At 43.3% G+C, this 21,197-nt stretch carries 17 protein-coding genes; 11 read left to right on the top strand and 6 right to left on the bottom strand.

Going from position 1 to position 21,197, the window contains the following annotated elements; genetic code table 11:
• The first annotated feature begins 726 nt into the window (after nucleotides 1–726).
• From EQO05_RS10715 to EQO05_RS10690, 6 genes are all read left to right on the top strand, one after another.
• Nucleotides 727–1,398, top strand: a complete 672-nt coding sequence (locus tag EQO05_RS10715; protein ID WP_128506389.1) for a flavodoxin family protein — start codon at nucleotides 727–729, stop codon at nucleotides 1,396–1,398.
• A 44-nt stretch (nucleotides 1,399–1,442) separates the two neighbouring features.
• A complete protein-coding gene (locus EQO05_RS10710) occupies nucleotides 1,443–2,237 on the top strand; it encodes a DUF169 domain-containing protein (RefSeq protein ID WP_128506387.1) in 795 nt (264 codons plus the stop codon).
• Nucleotides 2,238–2,794: 557 nt separating this feature from the next.
• A complete protein-coding gene (locus EQO05_RS10705; protein WP_128506385.1) occupies nucleotides 2,795–3,196 on the top strand; it encodes a hypothetical protein in 402 nt (133 codons plus the stop codon).
• Nucleotides 3,197–3,208: 12 nt separating this feature from the next.
• The gene (locus EQO05_RS10700) at nucleotides 3,209–5,872 is read left to right on the top strand and encodes a DUF5074 domain-containing protein (RefSeq protein WP_128506383.1); all 2,664 of its coding nucleotides are present in this window, start codon (nucleotides 3,209–3,211) and stop codon (nucleotides 5,870–5,872) included.
• Between the two features lie 393 nt (nucleotides 5,873–6,265).
• Nucleotides 6,266–7,108, top strand: coding sequence for a fumarate hydratase (locus tag EQO05_RS10695; RefSeq protein ID WP_128506381.1), 843 nt, complete (start codon nucleotides 6,266–6,268; stop codon nucleotides 7,106–7,108).
• A complete protein-coding gene (locus EQO05_RS10690; RefSeq protein WP_128506379.1) occupies nucleotides 7,108–7,683 on the top strand; it encodes a FumA C-terminus/TtdB family hydratase beta subunit in 576 nt (191 codons plus the stop codon). The genes EQO05_RS10695 and EQO05_RS10690 overlap by 1 nt, the downstream gene beginning before the upstream one ends.
• 107 nt (nucleotides 7,684–7,790) lie before the next feature.
• Here the strand turns inward: EQO05_RS10690 and EQO05_RS10685 are convergent, their stop codons facing one another.
• From EQO05_RS10685 to EQO05_RS10670, 4 genes are all read right to left on the bottom strand, one after another.
• Nucleotides 7,791–8,069, bottom strand: coding sequence for an ArsR family transcriptional regulator (locus EQO05_RS10685; RefSeq protein WP_128506377.1), 279 nt, complete (start codon nucleotides 8,067–8,069; stop codon nucleotides 7,791–7,793).
• Between the two features lie 215 nt (nucleotides 8,070–8,284).
• Nucleotides 8,285–10,111 carry an MFS transporter gene (locus EQO05_RS10680; protein WP_240664574.1) on the bottom strand — a complete coding sequence of 609 codons (1,827 nt, stop codon included), beginning with the start codon at nucleotides 10,109–10,111 and terminating at the stop codon, nucleotides 8,285–8,287.
• A 34-nt stretch (nucleotides 10,112–10,145) separates the two neighbouring features.
• Nucleotides 10,146–10,529 carry a hypothetical protein gene (locus EQO05_RS10675; protein ID WP_128506375.1) on the bottom strand — a complete coding sequence of 128 codons (384 nt, stop codon included), beginning with the start codon at nucleotides 10,527–10,529 and terminating at the stop codon, nucleotides 10,146–10,148.
• Nucleotides 10,530–10,568: 39 nt separating this feature from the next.
• Nucleotides 10,569–11,138, bottom strand: coding sequence for an HdeD family acid-resistance protein (locus tag EQO05_RS10670; RefSeq protein WP_128506373.1), 570 nt, complete (start codon nucleotides 11,136–11,138; stop codon nucleotides 10,569–10,571).
• 641 nt (nucleotides 11,139–11,779) lie between these two features.
• Between EQO05_RS10670 and EQO05_RS10665 the strand changes: the two genes are divergently transcribed.
• The 3 genes from EQO05_RS10665 (at nucleotide 11,780) to EQO05_RS10655 (ending at nucleotide 15,530) form a co-directional block, all read left to right on the top strand.
• The gene (locus EQO05_RS10665) at nucleotides 11,780–12,301 is read left to right on the top strand and encodes a DUF367 family protein (RefSeq protein WP_128506449.1); all 522 of its coding nucleotides are present in this window, start codon (nucleotides 11,780–11,782) and stop codon (nucleotides 12,299–12,301) included.
• Between the two features lie 98 nt (nucleotides 12,302–12,399).
• The gene (locus tag EQO05_RS10660) at nucleotides 12,400–12,882 is read left to right on the top strand and encodes a TIGR00725 family protein (protein WP_128506371.1); all 483 of its coding nucleotides are present in this window, start codon (nucleotides 12,400–12,402) and stop codon (nucleotides 12,880–12,882) included.
• Between the two features lie 356 nt (nucleotides 12,883–13,238).
• Entirely contained in the window at nucleotides 13,239–15,530 is a 2,292-nt protein-coding gene (locus EQO05_RS10655; RefSeq protein ID WP_128506369.1) for a DNA topoisomerase I, read from the top strand.
• Between the two features lie 311 nt (nucleotides 15,531–15,841).
• Here EQO05_RS10655 and EQO05_RS10650 read toward each other — a convergent pair whose 3' ends face one another.
• A complete protein-coding gene (locus tag EQO05_RS10650) occupies nucleotides 15,842–16,966 on the bottom strand; it encodes a nitrous oxide reductase family maturation protein NosD (protein WP_128506367.1) in 1,125 nt (374 codons plus the stop codon).
• Between the two features lie 847 nt (nucleotides 16,967–17,813).
• On the opposite strand from EQO05_RS10650, the gene EQO05_RS10645 reads away from it, so the two are divergent.
• Together EQO05_RS10645 and EQO05_RS10640 are read left to right on the top strand one after the other, a co-directional pair.
• Nucleotides 17,814–19,055, top strand: a complete 1,242-nt coding sequence (locus EQO05_RS10645) for an MBL fold metallo-hydrolase (protein ID WP_128506365.1) — start codon at nucleotides 17,814–17,816, stop codon at nucleotides 19,053–19,055.
• Between the two features lie 64 nt (nucleotides 19,056–19,119).
• Entirely contained in the window at nucleotides 19,120–19,665 is a 546-nt protein-coding gene (locus EQO05_RS10640; RefSeq protein ID WP_128506363.1) for a ferredoxin domain-containing protein, read from the top strand.
• 166 nt (nucleotides 19,666–19,831) lie between these two features.
• Here EQO05_RS10640 and EQO05_RS10635 read toward each other — a convergent pair whose 3' ends face one another.
• Nucleotides 19,832–20,989: an LL-diaminopimelate aminotransferase gene (locus tag EQO05_RS10635; RefSeq protein ID WP_128506361.1), complete on the bottom strand. Its 1,158-nt coding sequence runs from the start codon at nucleotides 20,987–20,989 to the stop codon at nucleotides 19,832–19,834.
• Nucleotides 20,990–21,197: the final 208 nt, after the last annotated feature.

Below are 21,197 nucleotides of genomic sequence, written 5' to 3'. Positions count from 1 at the left end.
AAGAAAAAAATAGTATTTATAATTAGCAGTCGTTATATGACGAAGATTATTAAAAATTTATCCCGCATATTTCTATATTTATGCTGTTAGATGCTAATTGAGGTTATTTGAATTAGAGATCGTAAGAACTGGAGAAAAAACCGTCATTTTTCCTTCGGGACATTCAAGGATAATTATCAGCCGTGACTCCTACTTCTTGAAGGATTTATTCATAATCCTTTGCCGGCATCAGACAGGGAGAGGGTACCCTTAAGCATATACGAATTAAAAATCTCCTTTAACATAAAAAATTAAAACAAAAAAGAATTAAAATAATGTTATTCAAAAAATTGTTAGAATTTTCTAAGTTCATCCCTCCACATTTACTCTCTTAAACTTAAGGTAAATCAGTATCATTCCAACGAAACTGCCTAAGACTAGATATTTTATAACTTTTTTAATTCTTGCCACGACTACATACCCCTAATTTTGTTATAGCTTATATGCTTTACACATATTCAAATTTTCCTGTGAGAGATTCTCCTGTAATCCGGTACTCAGGTATCCCGGTACTTAATACATAGTTCTAAAGCCGCTTCGGACTACTGAGAGAATTCAGGAAATAGAAAAACCCCACTACCAAAATCATTCATATCAAACATAGCTCTTTAAAAGTTATAAGAGGGATAATAAAGCTTCAGTTAAATACAGTATTGTAACTTTTTAAAATAAACCGAGAGGAAACTTATGAAGATCGTTGGGATACAATCAAGTCCGAGAGGCAAGCAGAGCAATACTTTAAAACTACTGGACGCCGTTCTGGAGGGAGCCGCAGATGCAGGAGCAGAAACCGAATCAATCGACATTGCAAAGATGAAGATCAAATACTGCACTGCATGTAATTCCTGTCATGAGACGGGGGTATGCACAATAAAGGATGACTTTGAGCCTGTACTGAAAAAGTTACTGGCTGCCGACGGCATAGTTTTGAGCAGCCCCAATTACATAACGAATGTAACAGCCCAGCTCAAAACTCTGTTCGACAGAAGCCCGCTTGTTATCCACGAACAGCTCTTTGACGGAAAATACAGCCTTTCCTTAACAACGGCAGGTAGCGGCGAAATCGATTTTGTACTCGGTATAATGGATAATTATATCGTACAGTGCGGAGGCAAAACCATAGGAGGAGTGGGCTGCGCAATGTCAGAAGGTCCTTCGGCAATGGAAGCGGCTATTGTAAAGTCCCGTGAAATGGGCAAAGATCTTGTTACAGCGATAAAAGTGAAGAGACCCTACCCTGAACAGCAAGCCAGACAGGAAGCCTGGAAAGAGCGGTTCAAATACGTGATCCTTGCAAACAAAGAGCACTGGATGCATAATTGTGATTACTGGATGGAAAAAGGCTGGTTAAAAGAATAAGCCTTTGAGAAAAATTGTCAGTTAGTTTTTCTGGTGGGAACGTTATGTTAAGCCCTGAAGAGCTAGGAAAAAAACTTACAGAAGCCGGTAGATTGAAACTGCGTCCCTTATGTGTTTACGGGACGGACGAAATTCCCGAAGGAGCTATTCCTTCATACACTGTAGACCGCTGTATAGCAAAGGCGGTTTATATCTCCGCTTTTTTTGAAGCAACGCCTTCCCTCTATGTTGAGGCAGGCCACGAACAGTGCTGCACGGGCGGATTATTATGGATGGGGCTCGCAGAACCGCATCCAAAACTAAAGTACTTCGTGACTGTGGGCGCGCCAGATTTCCGTGGCGGCGCTGCCGAACATTTAAAGGCGACCCCTGAGCTGTTCGAGGAGCAGAGAGAACGAGCAGGAAAAATCCTCCCATATGGCAAATACATGGTTATTGCTCCCTGCACTGACGAAATTGCACCTGAAATTGTCAGGGCTTTTATTGTCTTTGCAGGCGCCGAGCAGATCAGGAATCTATGCGGGCTGGCACAGTTCAGCAGTTCTGATCCGTTCTTTAAAACCGTGATTCCCGGAGGACCTACCTGCACTACTATGATCGCTTTCCCGGCTGGCATGGCAGAAAATGCGCCTAAAAATTCGGCTTTTGTCGGGCCTGTCGATCCTACGGGAAACCCCTGGCTGCCTCCTGAATTAATGATTATGGGCATTCCTTCGGCACTGGCACAGCAGATGGGAGCCGACCTGAAAGAATCTTTTATCTGCAAGCGGAGCATGATAGCGTATCCTGAGAAACTTATGGTTATAAAACCGCATATAAAGGGTACAGAAAAGCGATGACGCGCATAAATCTCACGCTACACGTTGTAGTACCGAATAGCAGATAATCGGAGAATATTCAAGCTATGAGCCCGGCATTTGAAAAGCTGGCAGAAGAAACACCAAAAATAGTTTCAGCCAGCTAATTGCCAGGCAATTTATGCAGTAACTTTCGTTTTCAGGAAAAGGCAGGGAATTTTACCTGGGAATTGTACCTTTTATTGGCTCCAGAGGCTTTATCCAGTAACGAGAGTTAACTGGTTCTTCCCGAATTTGATGCATATTCACCCCGCTCCAAAAACCGCCACTGTAATTCTAAGTTACCTTTTTTCCGTAGTTTTGGTTCTGCTACTCTCAATAATGATAATCATATTATATAATTATAAGCATAATTTAAGACTCATTTTATTCTAGCAGGTAGATTAAGTTTTTTTCATTTTTCGATGGTATAATATTTTTTTGTCCTACGCAGGGAGTAAATAAAAAAAGAACTCAAAAACGAGATTTCAATAATAGCAGACATCCATGATGGGCTTAATATAAAAATGAAGTATGAGCGTTAAAAGTTGGGGTAGAAGATGCAAGAGAATGCGGAATTACCTTCATTTCAGCTTTTACTGGAATCGGAAGAAGCAGAAGAGTTGAGTGAATACTGGCAAAAGCAGTGCTGTTTTCTTTATAACACAATTAAACAAAATATTGAGGAAGGCTCAATAGAACCTTTAACCTGTAAGGCTGCGGAGGGTGAGAGAGCTGGATTAATTACACTATTTAGTACTCTTTCAGCTTCTGGTTTATCTATAAAAAGCGTTGGTCACATATTTGATTTAGTCAAAATGTGGTTGGATGTCAGACCGAGAGCAAAAGTCGTAATGAAATTTCCAAATGGAAATCTGATTGAGATTTCGGAAGTAACGGGATTCTCCAAATCTGATGTTTTAGACCTGTTTGAGAAGTCAATACAAACGAGTCAAGTATAAACGGGGAGCAGCGTGACTAACAATGAGCTTGGCAGAAGAATTGCGGTTATAATCGGCACCAACGAGTATTCAAAGGTGGAAAAATTAGAGTTCGCAGAGAGCGACGCAAAAGAGATGGGAGAAGTTCTGCTAGATCAAAAAATCTGCGGATTTGATGAAGTTATCGAGTTAATAAACAAATCTAAAGAAGAAGTTTCTCACAGAATAGAAAAAGTCTTTAAAAACGCAAAAAAAGAAGATGAGATTCTGATTTATTTTTCAGGCCACGGAAAACCAAGCTATAAATTTGATTTATGCCTGTTATTCAAAGATACTGACCCCGAAAGCCTGCTCTCTACCTCATTAAAATTCGATTATATTAACGAATGTAAAGATCAGTCAGCCTGCAACCGCGTGGTTGTAATTCTTGACTGCTGCTATAGTGGAACTGCTGGCATGAAAGGGGATTTCCTTCAAGAGACGCTCTCAAAGTACTCTGGTTCCGGTACGATTTTGCTTACTTCAACAGGACAATTAGGCTCAAACATAGCAAAAGAAGATAAAGAACTCAAACATGGAGTTTTTACACACTACCTGTTAAAAGGCTTGAAGGATTGGGTTGCTGACTATGACAGTGATGGAATTATAACGGTCGAAGATCTTTACAGGTACACGTTTAATGAAACTAAAGCTAAAGGCCTGCAGCGCCCCCAGATAAAAGGATCATATGAAGGAGAAATGGTTCTTGGGAGAAACCCTCAAAAAATTAGAGATAGAGAGTTTGAACAAAGAAAAGATAAATTGATTCAATCTCTCAATTCCGCCCCTTCTTTTGTGTTATATAAGTCGTTGACAATCCTTCAAAAAATCCATAACAATACTTCTGCTCTAGAACCTTCTGAAGTAAAAATAAAACCACACCTTGAGTCCCTTCTTAACGACGAAATTCAGGTTGAAGCCTACATAGATATCGTAAAGTATCAGGAAAAGCTTCGAAAGCAACAGGAAGAAGAACAAAAACAAAAAGAAAGCATGGAAAGAGAGAAAAGGGGAAAAGAGGAAAAGGAGAGGCTTCGAAAGCAAAGAGATGAAGAACTCCAGCGACAAAAAGAAGAGGAGGAAAGAAGGAAAGAGAGAGAATTCCTTGAAAGACAGCAGCAAGAAGAACAGGAAAGAAAACGTAGAGAAGGAGAAAAAGCCAGACTGGAGAGGGAAGAACAGAAAAAAAGGCGTATAGAAGAGGAAGTCAGAGAGGAAAAAGAAGGACAGGAGAGCTTACGGAAAGAGAAGGAAGAAGCTGAGAAACTAGAGGAAAGCAAAAGAAAGGCTCAGGAAAAAGTAGAGAGAAGAAAAAAGGAACAGGAAGAACTCCTCGAAAGAAAGCAGCTAGAAGACCAGGAAAGAAAAGGTATAAAGGAAGAAGATAAAGCCAGGAGAGAAGCAGAGGAGAAAATTAGAAGAGAAAAAGCTGAAGAAAAAGCAAATGAAGAGCCTGAGAAAGAAAAGTTTGAGGAAGCAAGAAAAGCTCAAGAAGCAAAACAAGCAGTTCATGGTCCTTCCGACAGTAAATTACCTCCAAAAATGCAGGAAGGGTCTTTAAGGAAAAAAAACCGTCATTTCGGCGTTGTTATCTTAACTCTTTTTGGAATATTTTTAGTATTTATTTTATTTTTAACCCTAAACGCATATAGCACCGTTTCTGTAATTGACACAGACACAAACAATATTACAGCGACAATGGCGGGATTTTATCATTCTCGGGGATTTATAGTAAGCCCGGATGGAAAAAAGGGATATGTGACTTCCGACTCCAATATTTACGTAATTGACACAAACACAAACACTGTTGCAGCAATAGTGAATGTAGAAGATGATTTAATTAATGATTTTGTAATAAGCCCGGATGGGAAAAAGATATATGTGACTTCTGATCCCAATATCTACGCAATTGACACAGATACTAACACTGTTATAGTAAGAATTAGTGCAGGGGGCTCGGCTAATATCGTCACAGTCAGCCCGGATGGAAAGAAGGTGTATGTGGCTTCCGAGCCCAATATTTACGTAATTGACACACGCACAAACGAAGTTACAGCAACAGTGAATGTAGGTGGCTGGTCTAAAGGAATCACAGTCAGCCCGGATGGAAAAAATATATACGTGACTACCGACTCCTCTATTTATGTAATTGATACAGACACAAACGAGGTTACAGCCACGGTGCCTGTAGGAGGCTCGCCTTTTGGAGTTTTAGTTAGTCCTGATGGAAAAAAGATATATGCTGCTTCCGAGCCCAATATTTACATAATTGACACAGATACAAACAATATTACAGCAACAGCGAATATAGAAGATTATTCTATTAATGACTTTGTAGTCAGCCCGGATGGAAAAAAGATATATGTGGCTTCCGACCCCCATATTTACGTAATTGATACAGACACAAACAATGTTATAGCAACAGTGAATATAGGGGGCTGGACTGATATAGTCACAGTCAGCCCGGATGGGAAAAAGGTATATGTAGCAAAGAGCGAGAGTGACACAGTCTCTGTAATTGATACAGAGACGAATAATGTCATAGCCGTAGCTGATGTAGGAAACGCTCTAGAAGGACTTGCAACAAGCACTCTGACGGAGATAACCGTCAGTCCAGATGGATCAAAAGTATATGTAGCGAGAACGGTTGAGAGATAAGCTGAAAAATTATAAGAATCGACAGAAAAGCCCAGGAAGAACTAGCAGATAAAGAGAATAGTATAAAAAACCAGAAGGAAAGAGAAGAATAGACAAGACAAATTTTGCAAAAACTGGACTGCTAATTCTCTTTGCGAAAACTGATTTACAATCGTCACTTATTCAACGTCTTCCTTTTCAGCGTATACTTTATTTTATATAACTTATCATAATCATTTCTCAAATCTGTTTTCTTGTTAGCAATTTATAAGTTTCAAGTTACCAGACGCTCGATATTAAATATTAAAAACACTAATTTTCCCTGTATTTTAGACTTTAAGGTGCTCACAATATACTCTGCATTCATGCCTTTATCTTACGAAAATTAATTTTTCCTCATAAAATGGTGATCTTTTGTCTTCGAAAATCAGCCGTGAAGATTTTATCCGGTCTATTGCAGACCTTTTAAGAAAAGCGGAAATCGAGCTTCCTGACGATGTAGTTGATGCGCTCAGGAAAGCTGAAGCCGCAGAAGAAAATCCTGTTGCAAAGTCTCAGCTCCAGGCAATCCTGAAAAACATTGAGATTGCAAAGAAGCATGGGGTACCCATGTGCCAGGATACGGGCATAATGATCTTTTTCGCAGAGATCGGGACAGGGTTTCAGCCCGGTTTTGACATTGAGGCCGCAATCAGGGAGGCTGTAATCCTTGCAACAGCCGAGATCCCTCTCCGGCCGAATGCCGTAGACCCCCTTACCCGGAAGAACAGCGGCAACAATACCGGAGCTGGAATTCCGGATATTCACTGGAAGCTCGTTCCCGGAAACCAGTTAAAGATTACTGCTGCCCCTAAAGGCGCAGGCTCGGAAAACATGAGTTCGCTGCGGATGTTTAACCCGACGGAATCAGGAAACATCAAAAATTTCGTGCTCGAAACCATAGTAAATGCCGGAGGAATGCCCTGTCCTCCCCTGACCATAGGTATCGGAATAGGAGGTTCTTTCGATGCGGCAGCCAGGCTTGCAAAAGAAGCTTTGCTTGAGCCCCTCAATGCTCCTATGGAAGAAATGGAGACCGAAATCCTTGAGGCTGTAAATGCGTTAGGGATAGGCTGCATGGGGCTCGGAGGCAGTACAACCGCCCTTGCAGTGAACGTGAAAACTGCTCACTGCCACACAGCGTCCCTTCCGGTTGCAGTAAATATCCAGTGCTGGGCAAACCGGCATGCTTCGGTCGTGTTCGGGGAGGAAGAATAATGGAACATCACCTGCAAACCCCGCTGAAAATCGAGGATATCAAGAAACTCAATGCCGGGGACATTGTTTATATCTCAGGAGAAATCCTGACAGCAAGGGATGAAGCCCATGCAAGGATTCTTGAGATGGACAAGAAAAAAGAAGAACTTCCTTTCTCCCTTGAAGGGGGAGTAATCTACCACTGCGGCCCGCTTATGCAGCAAACAGAAATCGGCTGGAATGTAATTTCGGCAGGCCCTACAACCAGCGGCAGGATGTCAAAAATGACGCCTCCCCTCCTTAAGGCTCACGGAGTTCGGGCAATCATAGGAAAAGGCGGTATGAAAGGCGTAACCGATGCCCTGAAGGACCGATGCGTTTATCTGGCTTACACAGGCGGATGTGCAGCCCTTGCCGCAGAGTTAATCAGGGAAGTAAAAACCGTCTACTGGCTTGATCTTGGAATGCCTGAAGCAGTCTGGGTGCTCAGGGTGGAAGATTTCGGGCCGCTTATTGTAGGAATTGATGCTAAAGGAAAGGATATCTTTGCAGATGTGAGGGAAAACGCTCAAAAGCAGCTTGGAAAGCAGGAATAAGCATAAAAAAGTCTGTTCAGTACCTTTGTGGTCTGTCGGATTCGCAGTTTAAGGAAAAAGTTTCTGTAACGGCTCTCGGTATAAGTATCCAGATATATAAAGGCGGTTTAATCGTAGTCTTCCTCAAGTTGCCTGAAGGCTTTTACAAGAGATTCCATTTTACGGACAATAATCCTCCCGAGCAGGGAAAGATCATATACCCTATCCTCCTGAATCACGAGCCCGTTTTCCTTTAGCTTTTTAAGCTGGGGCAGGATCGCGACGGAGTTCGTACCGAGCTCATTGTTGATTTCTTCAATAGTACAGGGCTTTTCTTTGAGAAGGAGAAGTAGCTCAGTTCTTTTTTCGGAAGAAAGCAGCACTGTGATAAGGGGGGATCTCATCATCTCTACTGCAAGAATTGTAGATATATATATTTTTTCATCCTCATATAATAATTCCTTAATAATTTAGCCCAAAAATTTTGATCGGCAAAAAAAACCCTTTTATTAAAGGAATTATCAGGAAAATGGACAAAAGGTTTTTGACCTCAATGAAAGAAATAAAAAAGGGGAAAAGCCTTTTCATCCTGAGATACGGTTCAAAAACAATTCTTACAATCCTAAATATGTTCGGATTTTTCCAGACTATCGGCTTTTTTCTGCTCGGTTTGCAAAGGACGCAGAACCTCAGGCGGCAGGAAGATTGAGGCGATTATGCCGAATACCGCGAAAATTACCAGCCCCGAGAGGGAGATTTTTATCCCATGAATGCGGGCTGTTTCGTTAATCCTCAAGATCTCCTGCGAAAGCTCAGGAGGGGCATCCCTCAGGATAGCTGTCAGTTCCTCATCGCTCAAAAAGCGGGCATTCTCCTCTACTGATGATATCACAGCGGGTTTGAGGTCTTCCGGAATAGCAGTACTGTCATCTATAAGGGTAGTGGCTCCTACTATCAGACCCCCTATAACGAGGGAGCCCATTATGGCAGTCCCGATAGACATGCCCAGGTTCTGGGAAGCGCTCATAAGGGCTGCTGTCTCGCTTGTCCTTTCAGGAACTACCCTTGAGAGAACGAGATTCATTATCTGGGATGCTACAACTCCTGCACCTATGCCTATTAACGCAAACCCGGTTAATAGCCCGAGCCCTTTAACCTCCACATTAATGGTTGCAATAGCCAGTAAAAGCCCAGCAATAAGTACGACTAACCCAACCTGGATAATGCGCTTCGGGGCTACTCGGGCAGATAAGCGGGATGCTGCAAGCGAAGCAATTAAAAGCGGTATGGAGAGGGGAAGATAGAGAAAACCTGTCTGCATTGCATTGAGGCCCAGAGCGATCTGAAAGAAAAGAGCCATGCTGAACAAGAAACCTCCTATAACGAGAGTCTGAACCAGCTGGACAAGAATGCCTGAGCTAACTCCGCGATCCCTGAGCACATCGAGCCTTATGAGCGGCATCTTCCCCCGAGTAATCAGATGACGTTCCCAGAGGGCAAAGCACAGCAGGATAACGATTCCAGCTAAAATAAACACCGGGGTAGGGGAAAGGCCGAACGGTGAAATTTCAATCCCTCCTATGGAATAAGGCTGACGTGCCTTCCACCAGCCATAGGTCCCTGCGAGTAATATGCCAAAAACAATAAACCCCATCCCAAGTGCAGAAAGTACAGAGCCAGCTATATCCAGTTTGGGCTTCTCTTCAGTCTTAAGGGGAGCATCCAGGATATACCGACTTAACAACAGGACAATGACCACGATCACAACCTCCCCGGCAAAGGCAAGCCTCCAGGTGTACTCGGTTGTCAGCCAGCCTCCTATAATTGGCCCCAGGGCAATTGCGCCTGCAACAATTCCCCCTAATATGCCGTAAGCAAGGGCACGGTCCCTTCCGCTGTAGTTTGAAGTCACGAGCGTCTGGATAGCAGGCATGACCAGGGTTGCCCCAAATCCCTCAAGGATCGACCAGCCCAAGACCAGTAAGGTCATTGTCGGGCTGACCGAAGTAAGAAGAGAACCGGTACCGTAAATGACCAGTCCTATCCTGAATGCCTTCTTTCTGCCAGTAATATCGCCGATTTTTCCCCCGGTGATCATAAACGAGGCCATTACAAGGGCATAAAGGGTAATAGCAGCCTGGACAGTGGCAACATTCGTATCAAAATCTTCGATAAGTGCCGAAATAGAGACATTCATAATTGTCGTGTCAATAACGAGTATAAACATCGCAAGCACGAGTGCAACAAGTACAGTTTTCCTTTCCACAACGATCACTTCTGGATGGAATAATATAAAGAGCGGATTATACCCCGGTAAGGTACTCTCTCCTGCGGCTCTATCCGAAATATCGACTGGTAGCTCTATTATCGTTTCTCTCTGGTTCAGGAGGTCCTCCACACCAGAATTAGCCTCAAGAAGGAAAGAAAGGAGATTAGAACCCTTTTTCATCCTTTTTAAATTACTGCTTACTGCAAGCCGATAGTCATGTTTCAGTCCTGAATGCCCCTCTCACCCCCGGCAGCATGATGTAGATGAGGATAAGAGTGTTCACGATAACTGTAAAGTTTACATCATACCATGAACCTCCAGTAACCAGCACCACAAAGCTCAGGCATAGATTGAATATCGTGATAATGGCAAGAAATATCCAGGCCTCCCTGTCCACCTGCCAGAGCATATAAGCTACCCACGCCCAGATATAGGCGAGCAAGCCGTACAACAGAGCATACCAAATGCTGAAGATACGGATATCCAGTACCCCTAGAGAGGGCAAGAATCCAAGAAACCGAAGCATTGCAATTGCATTTATAAATGCCAGCAATACAGCTACGAACGTCAGAATAGTAACACCAATAGGTCTGTCCATAACCTGTCTCCTCCTATTGTTTCCTGGAGAATTTTTTCTTCAGGTTCGCATTCTAAATCCTCCGATAAGTGCTCCAATCCCCCCAATAACGAGGAAAAACCCGAATACCCACGGGAGAACAAGGACTCCTGCCACAAAGTTAACTAAAAGCAGCAAGCCTAAAATTATTGTAAGGATACCAATAACTCCCGTACCCCATCCTCCTCCTTTAAGAGCAAGGACAACTTTTACCACCCCGTTGATAACAGCCCATATCCCTATGAAAATAACGAATAATGTGAGAACTACGAAAGGACTGTACACCGGATACGTCAGTATAACAACTCCTGCAATAATGCTCAGGATACCCGAAAGCAATTTCCATACCCTGTTCCCCGAGAATATTAAAGCTCCTACAACAGAAAGGATTCCTTCTGCCAGCCAGAAAATACCCAGAACCTGTATGAGAAAAATAGTGGTTTGTCCAGGCCTGTATAAGAGAAATAAACCTACAAGAATAGCAATGATACCTTCAAGAAGGACCACCCACCAGGGTACTTCCAGTGGTTCAAACTCCACCTCGCTATCAGAATCAATTGAGAATTCCGCAACATCAACTGGTTGTTCCATATAACCCATCTCCCCAAGCTGTATTCTTCAACCATACTTCCTGTAGCCGGAATACGGATGTAAACATAGCTAAAGGCATTATCCCTACGGATACAGGATTTCATGTTTCTGGATAACCTGTTTCTACTCAGGATAGCCAAAGTCAAAGAGAGTATAGCCTTCCCCTTTCACAAAGAAAAGCAATCTCTTTTTCCAGGTCAGTTCATCGATGAAATTTACTGTACATCGATGAAATTTACTGTAGTATATACGATATATCCTCCAGCAAGCTCCGCAAGTTCATTGCTAAAGCTTGTTTGATCGAATGCATATCTCCTATCAATGAAATAATGTCGTGATGCAGGCTAAGATAACTATTTATTACTACTTCAACATCGTGAAGATAGGATGTTATCAAGATATGAACTCTAGTATCAATTCCTCTCCACACTTTCCCGGGGACAACGCAGTGGTGCATATAGATATATATAAACAATTATATATAAATCAACTTATGATTAATTCTAAAAGACTTTTAGTTAAGAACAAATCTTTGATACGGATATGCAAAGAAACAGATAGAAGACGAAACAGGTAAATAAGGAGACTGTTTAAATAAAAGTTTTTAGCTCAGAGGATTAATTTAACTCAGAGGATCAATGATGAATCCGACAAATCAGCGGGATATTCCCCTTTATATCTACCATGCAGGACAGTGTGACCCGAAAAAATGCACAGGAAGGAAACTGGCTCGCTTTGATCTCGCCCGCCTTTATGACAGGATATCAAGGCTGCCCAGATCGGCAATCCTTCTGGATCCGACTGCAGAAAAAGCCCTCTCTCCTGCCGACGACGCCGGAAAAGGGATTGTTGTACTTGATTGCTCCTGGGAAGAGGTAGAAAGGATTTTTCCCGAACTTGCAAAGCTTAACCTTGAGCACAGGGCTCTTCCCTACCTGCTCGCAGGTAATCCTGTGAATTTCGGAAGACCCTTCAAACTTAACTCAGCCGAGGCTTTTGCAGCAGCCCTTTACATTCTGGGGCACAAAGAACAGGCTGAGAGGGTGCTCTCCAAGTTTAACTGGGGGCACAGCTTTCTCGAGCTGAATAAGGAACCGCTTGAGGAATATGCAACCGCGAAGAACAGTACTGAAATTGTGGAAATCCAGAGCCATTATATCTGATTTCTTTTGAAAGCAAGCTCGGGTTCTCTGGAATGAGAAAACAACAAGAAACTTGGACAAAGAAAAGGGCGTCTACCTGTTAGAGTATCGGTGAAAACGTGTCCAGAAAACAGATCGGAGTAATAGGTGCAGGGGTTTGCAGCAGCGAGGCAAGGTCACTTGCAGAAATGGTAGGGAGAGAGGTGGCAAAAAGAGGGGCGGTTCTGCTCTGCGGAGGACTGGGAGGAGTGATGGAAGCCGCAGCCTTTGGGGCAAAACAGGAAGGAGGGATAACCCTGGGAATTCTACCCGGAACTCTGAGAGAGGAAGCAAATCCCTGGATAGAGCTTGCGGTCGTCAGCGGAATGGGGCATGCCAGAAACGCGCTCATAGCACAGTCCTCGGACGCATTGATTGCAGTTAACGGGGAGTACGGAACGCTTTCCGAGATAGCCCTTGGCCTGAAAATGGGAAAGCCTGTGGTCGTGCTTGAATCAGGCTGGCAAATCAAAGGTGTCTACAGGGCAGAAAGTCCAGAGGAAGCTGTAGAACTTGCTTTCAGACTGATTGAAAGCTGTGAGAAGCCTGAAAAATCACCCTGAGGAAAGTTCGAGTAGGCTTAAGATGTGGAAAATTCGAGAAGGCTTAAGGTGTGGAAGGAATTAACTGGAAAGACCAGAGAAAGTTCTGGTAAAAGAATCCTGGTGAAGAAATCCTGGTGAAGAAATCCTGGTGAAGAAAGAATTTTCGGTCAAGCCTTTTAAAAAAGGCTTGAAGTAAAGAACTCTGTGCCTGAATTTAGTTACGGATGACAGCATATTTTAAGAGTCGATCCAAAAATTTATATTGCAAAAGGAAACTTCATGAATTAGGAGGCAGGCTTTGTCTCAGACTGGCAGGAGCTTTGGGGTAAGCCAGTATTCCCTCAGAATACAATAAAATTATACCGGAGTTTTAAATGCACCTTATCGTAACGGAAAAAAATATAGCAGCAAGGAGGATAGCTGCGATTCTGGCTCCAAAGAACCCGAAGAAGGACAGAGTCAGCGGAGTGGACGTATACCGGTATGAGATCGCGTCCGATGGGGATAAGCAGGAAACTGCAGTTGTAGGGCTGTCGGGCCATATAGTAGGAATCGATTTTCCCAAAGAGTACAATAACTGGCAGAAGGTAGATGCCAAAGCCCTTATCGATGCCGAGATCATAACAACTCCTATCAACCGAAAGATCGTAACTGCCCTGAGAAGCCTGGGAAAAGAGGCGAGCAGGGTTACGATTGCCACTGACTACGACCGGGAAGGGGAACTTATAGGAGCTGAAGCCCTCAATATTATAAAAAAGGTGAATCCGGAGGTTCCTTTTGACCGGGTCCGATACAGTGCAATTACCCCAAAGGCAATAGAAGCCGCTTTTTCAAACCCGACAGACGTCGATTTCAATCTTGCGGATGCAGGCCATTCCAGGCAGGTCATTGACCTCGTATGGGGCGCAGCCCTTACCCGTTACATTTCTCTTGCCGCAGGCAGGCTCGGGAAGATGTTCCTGTCGGTAGGCAGGGTACAATCGCCTACACTTTCTCTTATTGTTGACAGGGAGAAAGAAAGGAATATTTTTGTCCCTACCCCTTACTGGGAGATCCATGCCGAACTTCAGAATGCCGACGGAGAAATTTTTTCAGCTCAGCATTCAACCCGCCGCTTTCTGGATAAAGAGGAGGCAGCAAAAGTTTTCAAGAAATTGGGAAAACAGGCGGTATTAAAGGAAATTGAGAAAGGGAAGAAAACGGATCAGCCGCCTATTCCGTTCAATACTACAGGTTTCATAAGCGCAGCAAACTCAATCGGGCTCAGTCCCGCAAATGCAATGCGCATAGCCGAATCTCTTTACACTAACGGTTATATTTCATATCCGAGAACCGATAATACGGTTTATCCCGATACCCTGGACCTGAAAGCCCAGATCGAGATTTTCAGGGAGGGACCTTTTAAAGAATATGCAAACGCCCTGCTTGAGAAAAACGAACTTGTTCCCACGCGAGGCAAGAAAGAAACTACTGACCACCCTCCGATTTTTCCGGTCTCCCTTGCAAAAAAGGCCGATTTAAAAGAGGAAGAATGGAAGGTTTACGAGCTTGTAATCAGGAGGTTTTTTGCGACCTTTGCAGGGCCAAGCGAATGGGAAACCATGCGCTTGAAACTCGATATTCACGGAGAGGAATTCAAAGCAAACGGGGCAAGGCTTGTAGAACCGGGCTGGAGGTGGTACTATCCTTACAATGCACCTGAAGACAGGCTCTTCCCCGAGCTCCACGAAGGCGATTCCCTTAAAGTGATAAAGAAAGAGATGCTGGATAAAGAAACCCAGCCTCCGGGACGATATGGACAGGGTAGGCTTATCAACATTATGGAAGAGCTCGGGCTCGGGACAAAAGCAACCAGGCACGAGATTATCAGCAAGCTTTATTCAAGGGCTTATATCCACGGAAATCCCGTGCAGCCCACGAATACCTCTTTTGCCGTAATGGACACCCTTGAGAAATACTCCCCTACTATCACAAAACCGGACATGACAAAGCTGCTTGAAGAAAACATGGACCGGATTGCTGAGGGTCAGATCAAAGAGGATTCCGTACTTCAGGAGTCGCGGGAGATGTTAAAGCAGGTCTTCTCGGAACTCGACAAAAACCGGGAGAAAATCGTGGAATCCCTTCAGGCAGGCCTCAGGGAAGACAAGATAATAGGCACCTGCTCAGGCTGCGGAAACGAACTTATGATCCGCCGTTCTAAAAGGGGAGGCCGTTTTATAGGCTGCAGCAACTACCCGAACTGTACCTTTTCCCTCCCTCTGCCAAAAAGCGGACAGATCGTGGTTATAGACAAAATGTGTGAAGCCCACGGCCTGCACCACATCCGCATAATCAATTCAGGTAAACGCCCCTGGGACCTTGGCTGCCCTCAGTGCAATTTCATAGAATGGCAGAAAACCCAGCAGGAAGAGCAGGCCCAGCAGCCGAAAAAAGAAAGACCCAAATCAATCAAGGATCTCGAAGGCGTGGGAAAAGCTACAGCAGGAAAGCTGGAAGAAGCCGGAATTACAAGCGTTGAAGCCCTGGCTGAAGCCGATCCCATAGAACTTGCAAAAACGATAAAAATGAGCGTAAAGAAGGTTAAAAACTGGCAGGTTTCATGCAACGGCACAGTTAAAGATAATAGCACAGTTGAGGACAGCGGCGCAGTTGAGGACGCATGAAAATTGTCTTAACTGACGTCAGTTTTTTTATTTTTGGCTGTTTTTATAGCCGGTTATAAATTTGAACCTTAATTCTTGATCCGTGCGACCTTTTATTCACCTTATCTGGTCGCTTTTGCCACGCTCGACGAAGGAGAGCGGCTTTTACCAGAAAAGATAGAAAACACAATAGAAAGGTTCCTTAGCTGGATAGATCATGTAAATGAGCGTTTCCAGATATGAAATCAGAGAAGTATCGTACCCAGGAGTTGTAATGTTAGCAGCAGGAAATTAAATCAAATTTTAAATCAATTTTTTGATTAACTCCTGAATTACTTATATCCTCTTTTTCTAAATATTAAAGCTATAGTTGTAATTGCAATAATTGCTAGCACAAAACCTCTAAACGGCAATTCTTGAGCTGGACTGTTTGCTGAACCGTTTATTGTATTATTCTCTGGATCAACAACATGTATATTTTCTTTACCATTTGAATTTGCAATGTTACCAGTTAATATATTGTTCCTGCTTGAGTTATTAATGTTTATGCCATATCCCATATTATTTGATGCATTATTGTGATCCAACCTATTATCACTCGATTCGACTAAATATATCCCGTTATTATTGTTAAAACTTGCAGTATTATTGTATAGTGTGTTTTCTGCACTATACTCAAGATCTATACCACTCCAGTCATTTAATTTTACAACGTTGTTAATCAGAGAACTGCAGTTTGATTCGATAAGTAAAATTCCTGAAAAAGTGTTTGATATGGTATTATTTACGATTGTGTTGTTTTCACAATAAACCAAATCAATTCCAGATCTGGAATAATTGACAGTATTATTGCTTATTTCATTATTATTACTGAATGTGTATATAAATATACCTTGATGTTTGATCGCATTTATGAGGTTATTATCCACCTTATTTTTGCTGGAGTTCCAAAGGAAAATCCCACCAATGGTACTCATGTACGCACTATTATCGGCAAGTATATTGTTGTATGAGTCAAGTAAAGAAATGCCATAACCGTTTGAAGAGAAATTATTATTTTTTATGATACTGTTGTTTACACCCTCAAAATAAATTCCGGCTTTATCATCTCCATACTGATCTATTCTGGCACCAGTTATGCTAAAACCGCTAATGGTTACATTATCTGCTACAACACTGAATACATCATTCTCAGAGTTAGCAGCACGAATAACAGTATCAGCCGGATTTCCAGAGAGAGAAAGAATTTTTAACTCTTTATCAACATACACGTTTTCCGTATAGTTTCCAGGATATACAAGAATTGTATCGCCATCAGTAGCGTTGTCAACAGCATTCTGTATACTTTTATAAATTGCTCCCTCAACATCATCATCTACTGTGATTGTAACCGCTCCAGCACGTGAAATTATAGCCAACATGAAAAGTAGTATTAAAAAAAGAAACATTTTCTTCATGTTATATTTCCCTTTGTAATATGTAATTATCAGTCTACTAATTGGTAACAGAGTTTTCAATCAACTAAGGAATTGTCACAGAATAATCTATATATTTGTTCTATTGAACGATATGATTTTCCAAGATCCTGATTGTCAATGTAAAGTCCTGAGCATTGAGCTGATTCCACATTTCGAGGTAAAAGTAGGTAGGATTCATTTAGTAGTATATTAGAGGACAACGTTACAGCTGAGAATGTGTGAAGATAGTCTTCACTCACGCTGGCTTTTTATTTTTAGCTGTGTTTATAGCAGGTTATAAATTCGAATCTAATCCTGACCCATAACTTATTCGTCTTATCTGTTCGTTTTTGTCACACAGAACGCAGAATAATCTACCTATTATTACTGAGGATAAGTGATTACTCTTCAATCGGAGATATCTGAACAGATATTGCACATCATCCTGTCTTTAGAATGACATTCCTTCATATGATCTTTTGCATACCCCAGATCAACAAATACTGCTTCACAAAACATGCACGGATAGAAAGCGTCCATGTAAAAAAATTATGTTTTGATACTATATAAAAATATTGCTTAAGATGTGCAAGTGGTATATAAGAATCTAAAATGCAAACTGGAAAAGAGAATAATATAAAGAAACTGATTTAAGCAGATTCTTTACAAATTCGAGATTTTAATCTGGTAATTGTTTCCTGCCAGTATATCTTTCAACAACACTATAACATTCTGACATTGAATAATTCTAACTGCCTGAGCTCACAGAAGAATTTAACAAATATTATAGCAAATATTATATCAGATATTATAGTAAAGTCTTAATAGATTTTAAGAGGGTTTTATTCTGGAGCTTACCTTTAAAGGCGGATGCAGGGAAGTCGGACGTTCGGGTTTTCTTGTTAATGGGGAGGTTCTGCTGGATTACGGGATAAAGGCAGGAGATATCCCGGAATATCCTCTAAACGGCATGGAACCTAAGGTTGTGCTCGTTTCACACGGGCACCTTGACCACTGCGGGGCTGTGCCCAACCTGATGTACCAGAATCCCGATGTTTTCATGACCCCGCCAACCGCAGAATTTACTTATCTTCTCGGCAGGGACACCCTGAAGCTTGCAGAGAGTACCCTGTCAGGCGTATCCCCTTTTGATCCGGATGACCTCCAGAAGCTTGCCAGGCGAACACAAAAGGTAGATTTTAACAAGCCTTTCAAAAGCCACAGGTACAGGATTTGCTTTTACGATGCAGGCCACATCCCCGGAGCGTCCGGCATCTTCCTGGAATCCGAAGCAGGAGAGAGCCTGTTTTACACCGGGGATTTCAGCCTTCAGGAAACGAGGCTTGTGCCCGGGGCAGCCAGGTTTCCCGAAGCCGATACTCTCGTCCTTGAAAGCACGTATTTCGGGGAAGAACACATCCCGCGAAAGGAGACCGAAGAAAGGTTCATAGAATCGGTACTGGATACTGTAGACCGGGGAGGTACTGCTCTTATCCCCGCTTTTGCGATAGGCAGGACCCAGGAAATACTCATGCTGCTTGACGCCCACGGAATTCGGGCTTACGTGGACGGCATGGGCAGGGATGTGTACAAAATTCTTAAAAAGTACCCTGAATACCTTAAAGAGCCCGAGCGGCTTGACCGGGCTTTCGGGCGGGCTATTCCTGTAAAAGACCAGCAGCGGGATTCGGTGCTTAAAGAACCCTCAGTCATTGTTACCACAGCAGGGATGCTAAACGGCGGGCCTGTACTGTATTACCTGAGCCGGCTTTACAAAGACCCAAAATCGAAAGTCCTGCTTACAGGCTACCAGGTTGAAGGCACGAACGGAAGACTGGCGCTTGAACATGGATTTGTCGAGACCAGAGGAGATATCCTTACCCTGAAGCCCAGGGTGGAGAAGTATGATTTTTCCGCCCATAGCGGAGATAGCGAGCTCAAACAGGTTGTGAAGGATTTTTGCAGAAAAGGCACTGAGAGAGTTTTTGTAATGCATGGGGACAAAACCGAAGCTTTTGCGGAATGGATTCTGGAAGAGATTGGCGTGGATGCATATGCGCCTGCAAACGGGCATACATTTAGCTTTTAAGTGAGGAAAATCGCCGTTAAAAAGTTGCGAAATGCTTAAGCCCGGACAGTTCCAATACCTGAGCATGATCCTCAATCCTGAATCAGAAGTGCTTGAAGAACTTGCAAAGAGCATCCTTCTGGCTGCAAGGACTGCCCCGAAAGCCAAAGGAGTAGATGATATAGTAACTGCCCTTGTTGAAAAACAGGATATTGAAACGCTTGCCTCGACAATGGAAAGGCTGGCGGATGAAAAAGGGCCAGGCTTCGCTTTTCTGAAAAGAGACGCTGCAAATCTTCGAAATGCAGGGGCTGTAATTCTTATAGGGGTTAAAACCAGCGGGGCTGCAGGGCTGGACTGCGGAGCCTGCGGGTTTAAAACCTGTGCCGAGATGCTGGACCGACAAAAAGTAGAAGTTGAATTCAGAGGCCCAAACTGCATGCTCAAACATGTAGACCTTGGAATCGCTATAGGCGCAGCCGCTGCAAAAGCCAAAGATTTCTGTATCGACAACAGGGTTATGTATTCAATTGGCGCAGCCGCAAGGGTATCATTCATGCAGGATGCACATGTCGTTTTCGGAATTCCGCTGAGCGTAACCGGGAAGAATATCTTTTTTGATAGAAAATGAGAGTGTTAAAGGCTTCTAAGGCCTTTAGAAGATGGTTAAAGCCTGTTAGAGGTTATCAGGAATAAAATTTAAGAATATGGGATATTCTTGATAAAAAATAAATTTCTGGCCCTGTATCCCATGTGCATGGCCAGATTTATTTTTCCGAATTTCTTAAACGCAGCAGTTAGAATTGCAGCGTTTTCATCCTTTCTACAGCTTCTTTAATCCTCTCGACCTGCTTTGTAAGGGCAAACCTGATATAGCCTTCGCCGGCGTCTCCGAATCCGACGCCCGGGGTGGCAACAATGCCGGCTTCTTCGAGCAGGAGTTTTGCAAAGCTGATTGAGGTAAAGCCCTTCGGGACAGGTGCCCAGATATAGAAGGTGGCTTTCGGCGGCTTCACTTCAAGCCCCATAGCCGTGAGCCCCTCGATGAGAGCATCACGCCTTTCCTCGTAGATCTTATTTGTTTCTTCAACACAGTCCTGGGAAGAGCACAGAGCTGCAATGCCTGCGATCTGAATGGCATCAAAGACGCCTGAATCCACATTGGATTTGACTTTGCCGAGTCCTTTTATAAGGTCTTTGTTTCCTACCGCAAACCCGAGCCTCCAGCCTGTCATGTTATAGGTTTTGGAATGCGAGTAGAGTTCCATGCCAATATCCATTGCCCCGGAGGCAGCAAGGAAAGAGGGAGCTTCATAACCGTCATAGGTCATCTGGCAGTAAGCGTTATCGTGCACTGCAACGATGTCGTGCTTTTTGCAGAACGCAACGACCTTTTCGAAGAACTGCATGTCCGCAGTTGCAGCCGTCGGGTTGTTCGGGTAATTAAAGAAGAACAGCTTTGCCCTTTTAAGGACATCCGCCGGAATCGAGTCCAGATCAGGCAGGAAATCATTTTCGGCAGTCAGCGGCAGCGGATAAGGCTCTCCGCCTGCAAAAAGCGTCCCTATTTTGTAAACCGGATACCCCGGATCGGTATAAAGCACAACATCCCCCGGATTGACAAAAGCGAGCGGGATATGTGCAACCGCTTCCTTTGACCCTATCAGGGAAAGGACTTCAGTCGCAGGGTCGAGCTCAATTCCCTTATATTTCTTACACCAGTCGGCCGCCGCCTTCCTGAAATCCGCCATCCCGGCATAAGAAGGATACTGGTGCGTTTTCGGATTGCAAACAGCCTCCCGCATAGCCTCTACGATATGCGGATGCGTCGGCAGGTCAGGGTCTCCCACGCCAAGGTCGATTACGTCAACTCCCCTGGCAATTAATTCGTCCCTAGCTTCGTCTATAGCTGCAAAAAGGTATGGGGGTAATGCATTGATTCGGTCAGAGTACATTGATAAAGTCACCTGAAGATGATTGGCATGAGTAGTTCTCATAGTTACGGTATTGGGAATATTAAAAGGTATGGGATAAAAGGAAGTGTGAGTGTGACTCAAATACTAAAGTTAAAATCTTACCCTAAATCGGCTCTGTAGAAATCCTCTAAGTTCTATTTTTACCCAAAAATATATAAAAATAAAATTGTAAAAATGCTCCTTATTT

It is taken from the genome of Methanosarcina sp. MSH10X1, from assembly GCF_004099695.1.
In the GTDB taxonomy this organism is placed as follows: Archaea; Halobacteriota; Methanosarcinia; order Methanosarcinales; family Methanosarcinaceae; genus Methanosarcina.
The sequence above is the reverse complement of the archived record's forward strand: the minus strand, read 5'-3'. Positions and strand labels throughout refer to the sequence as shown.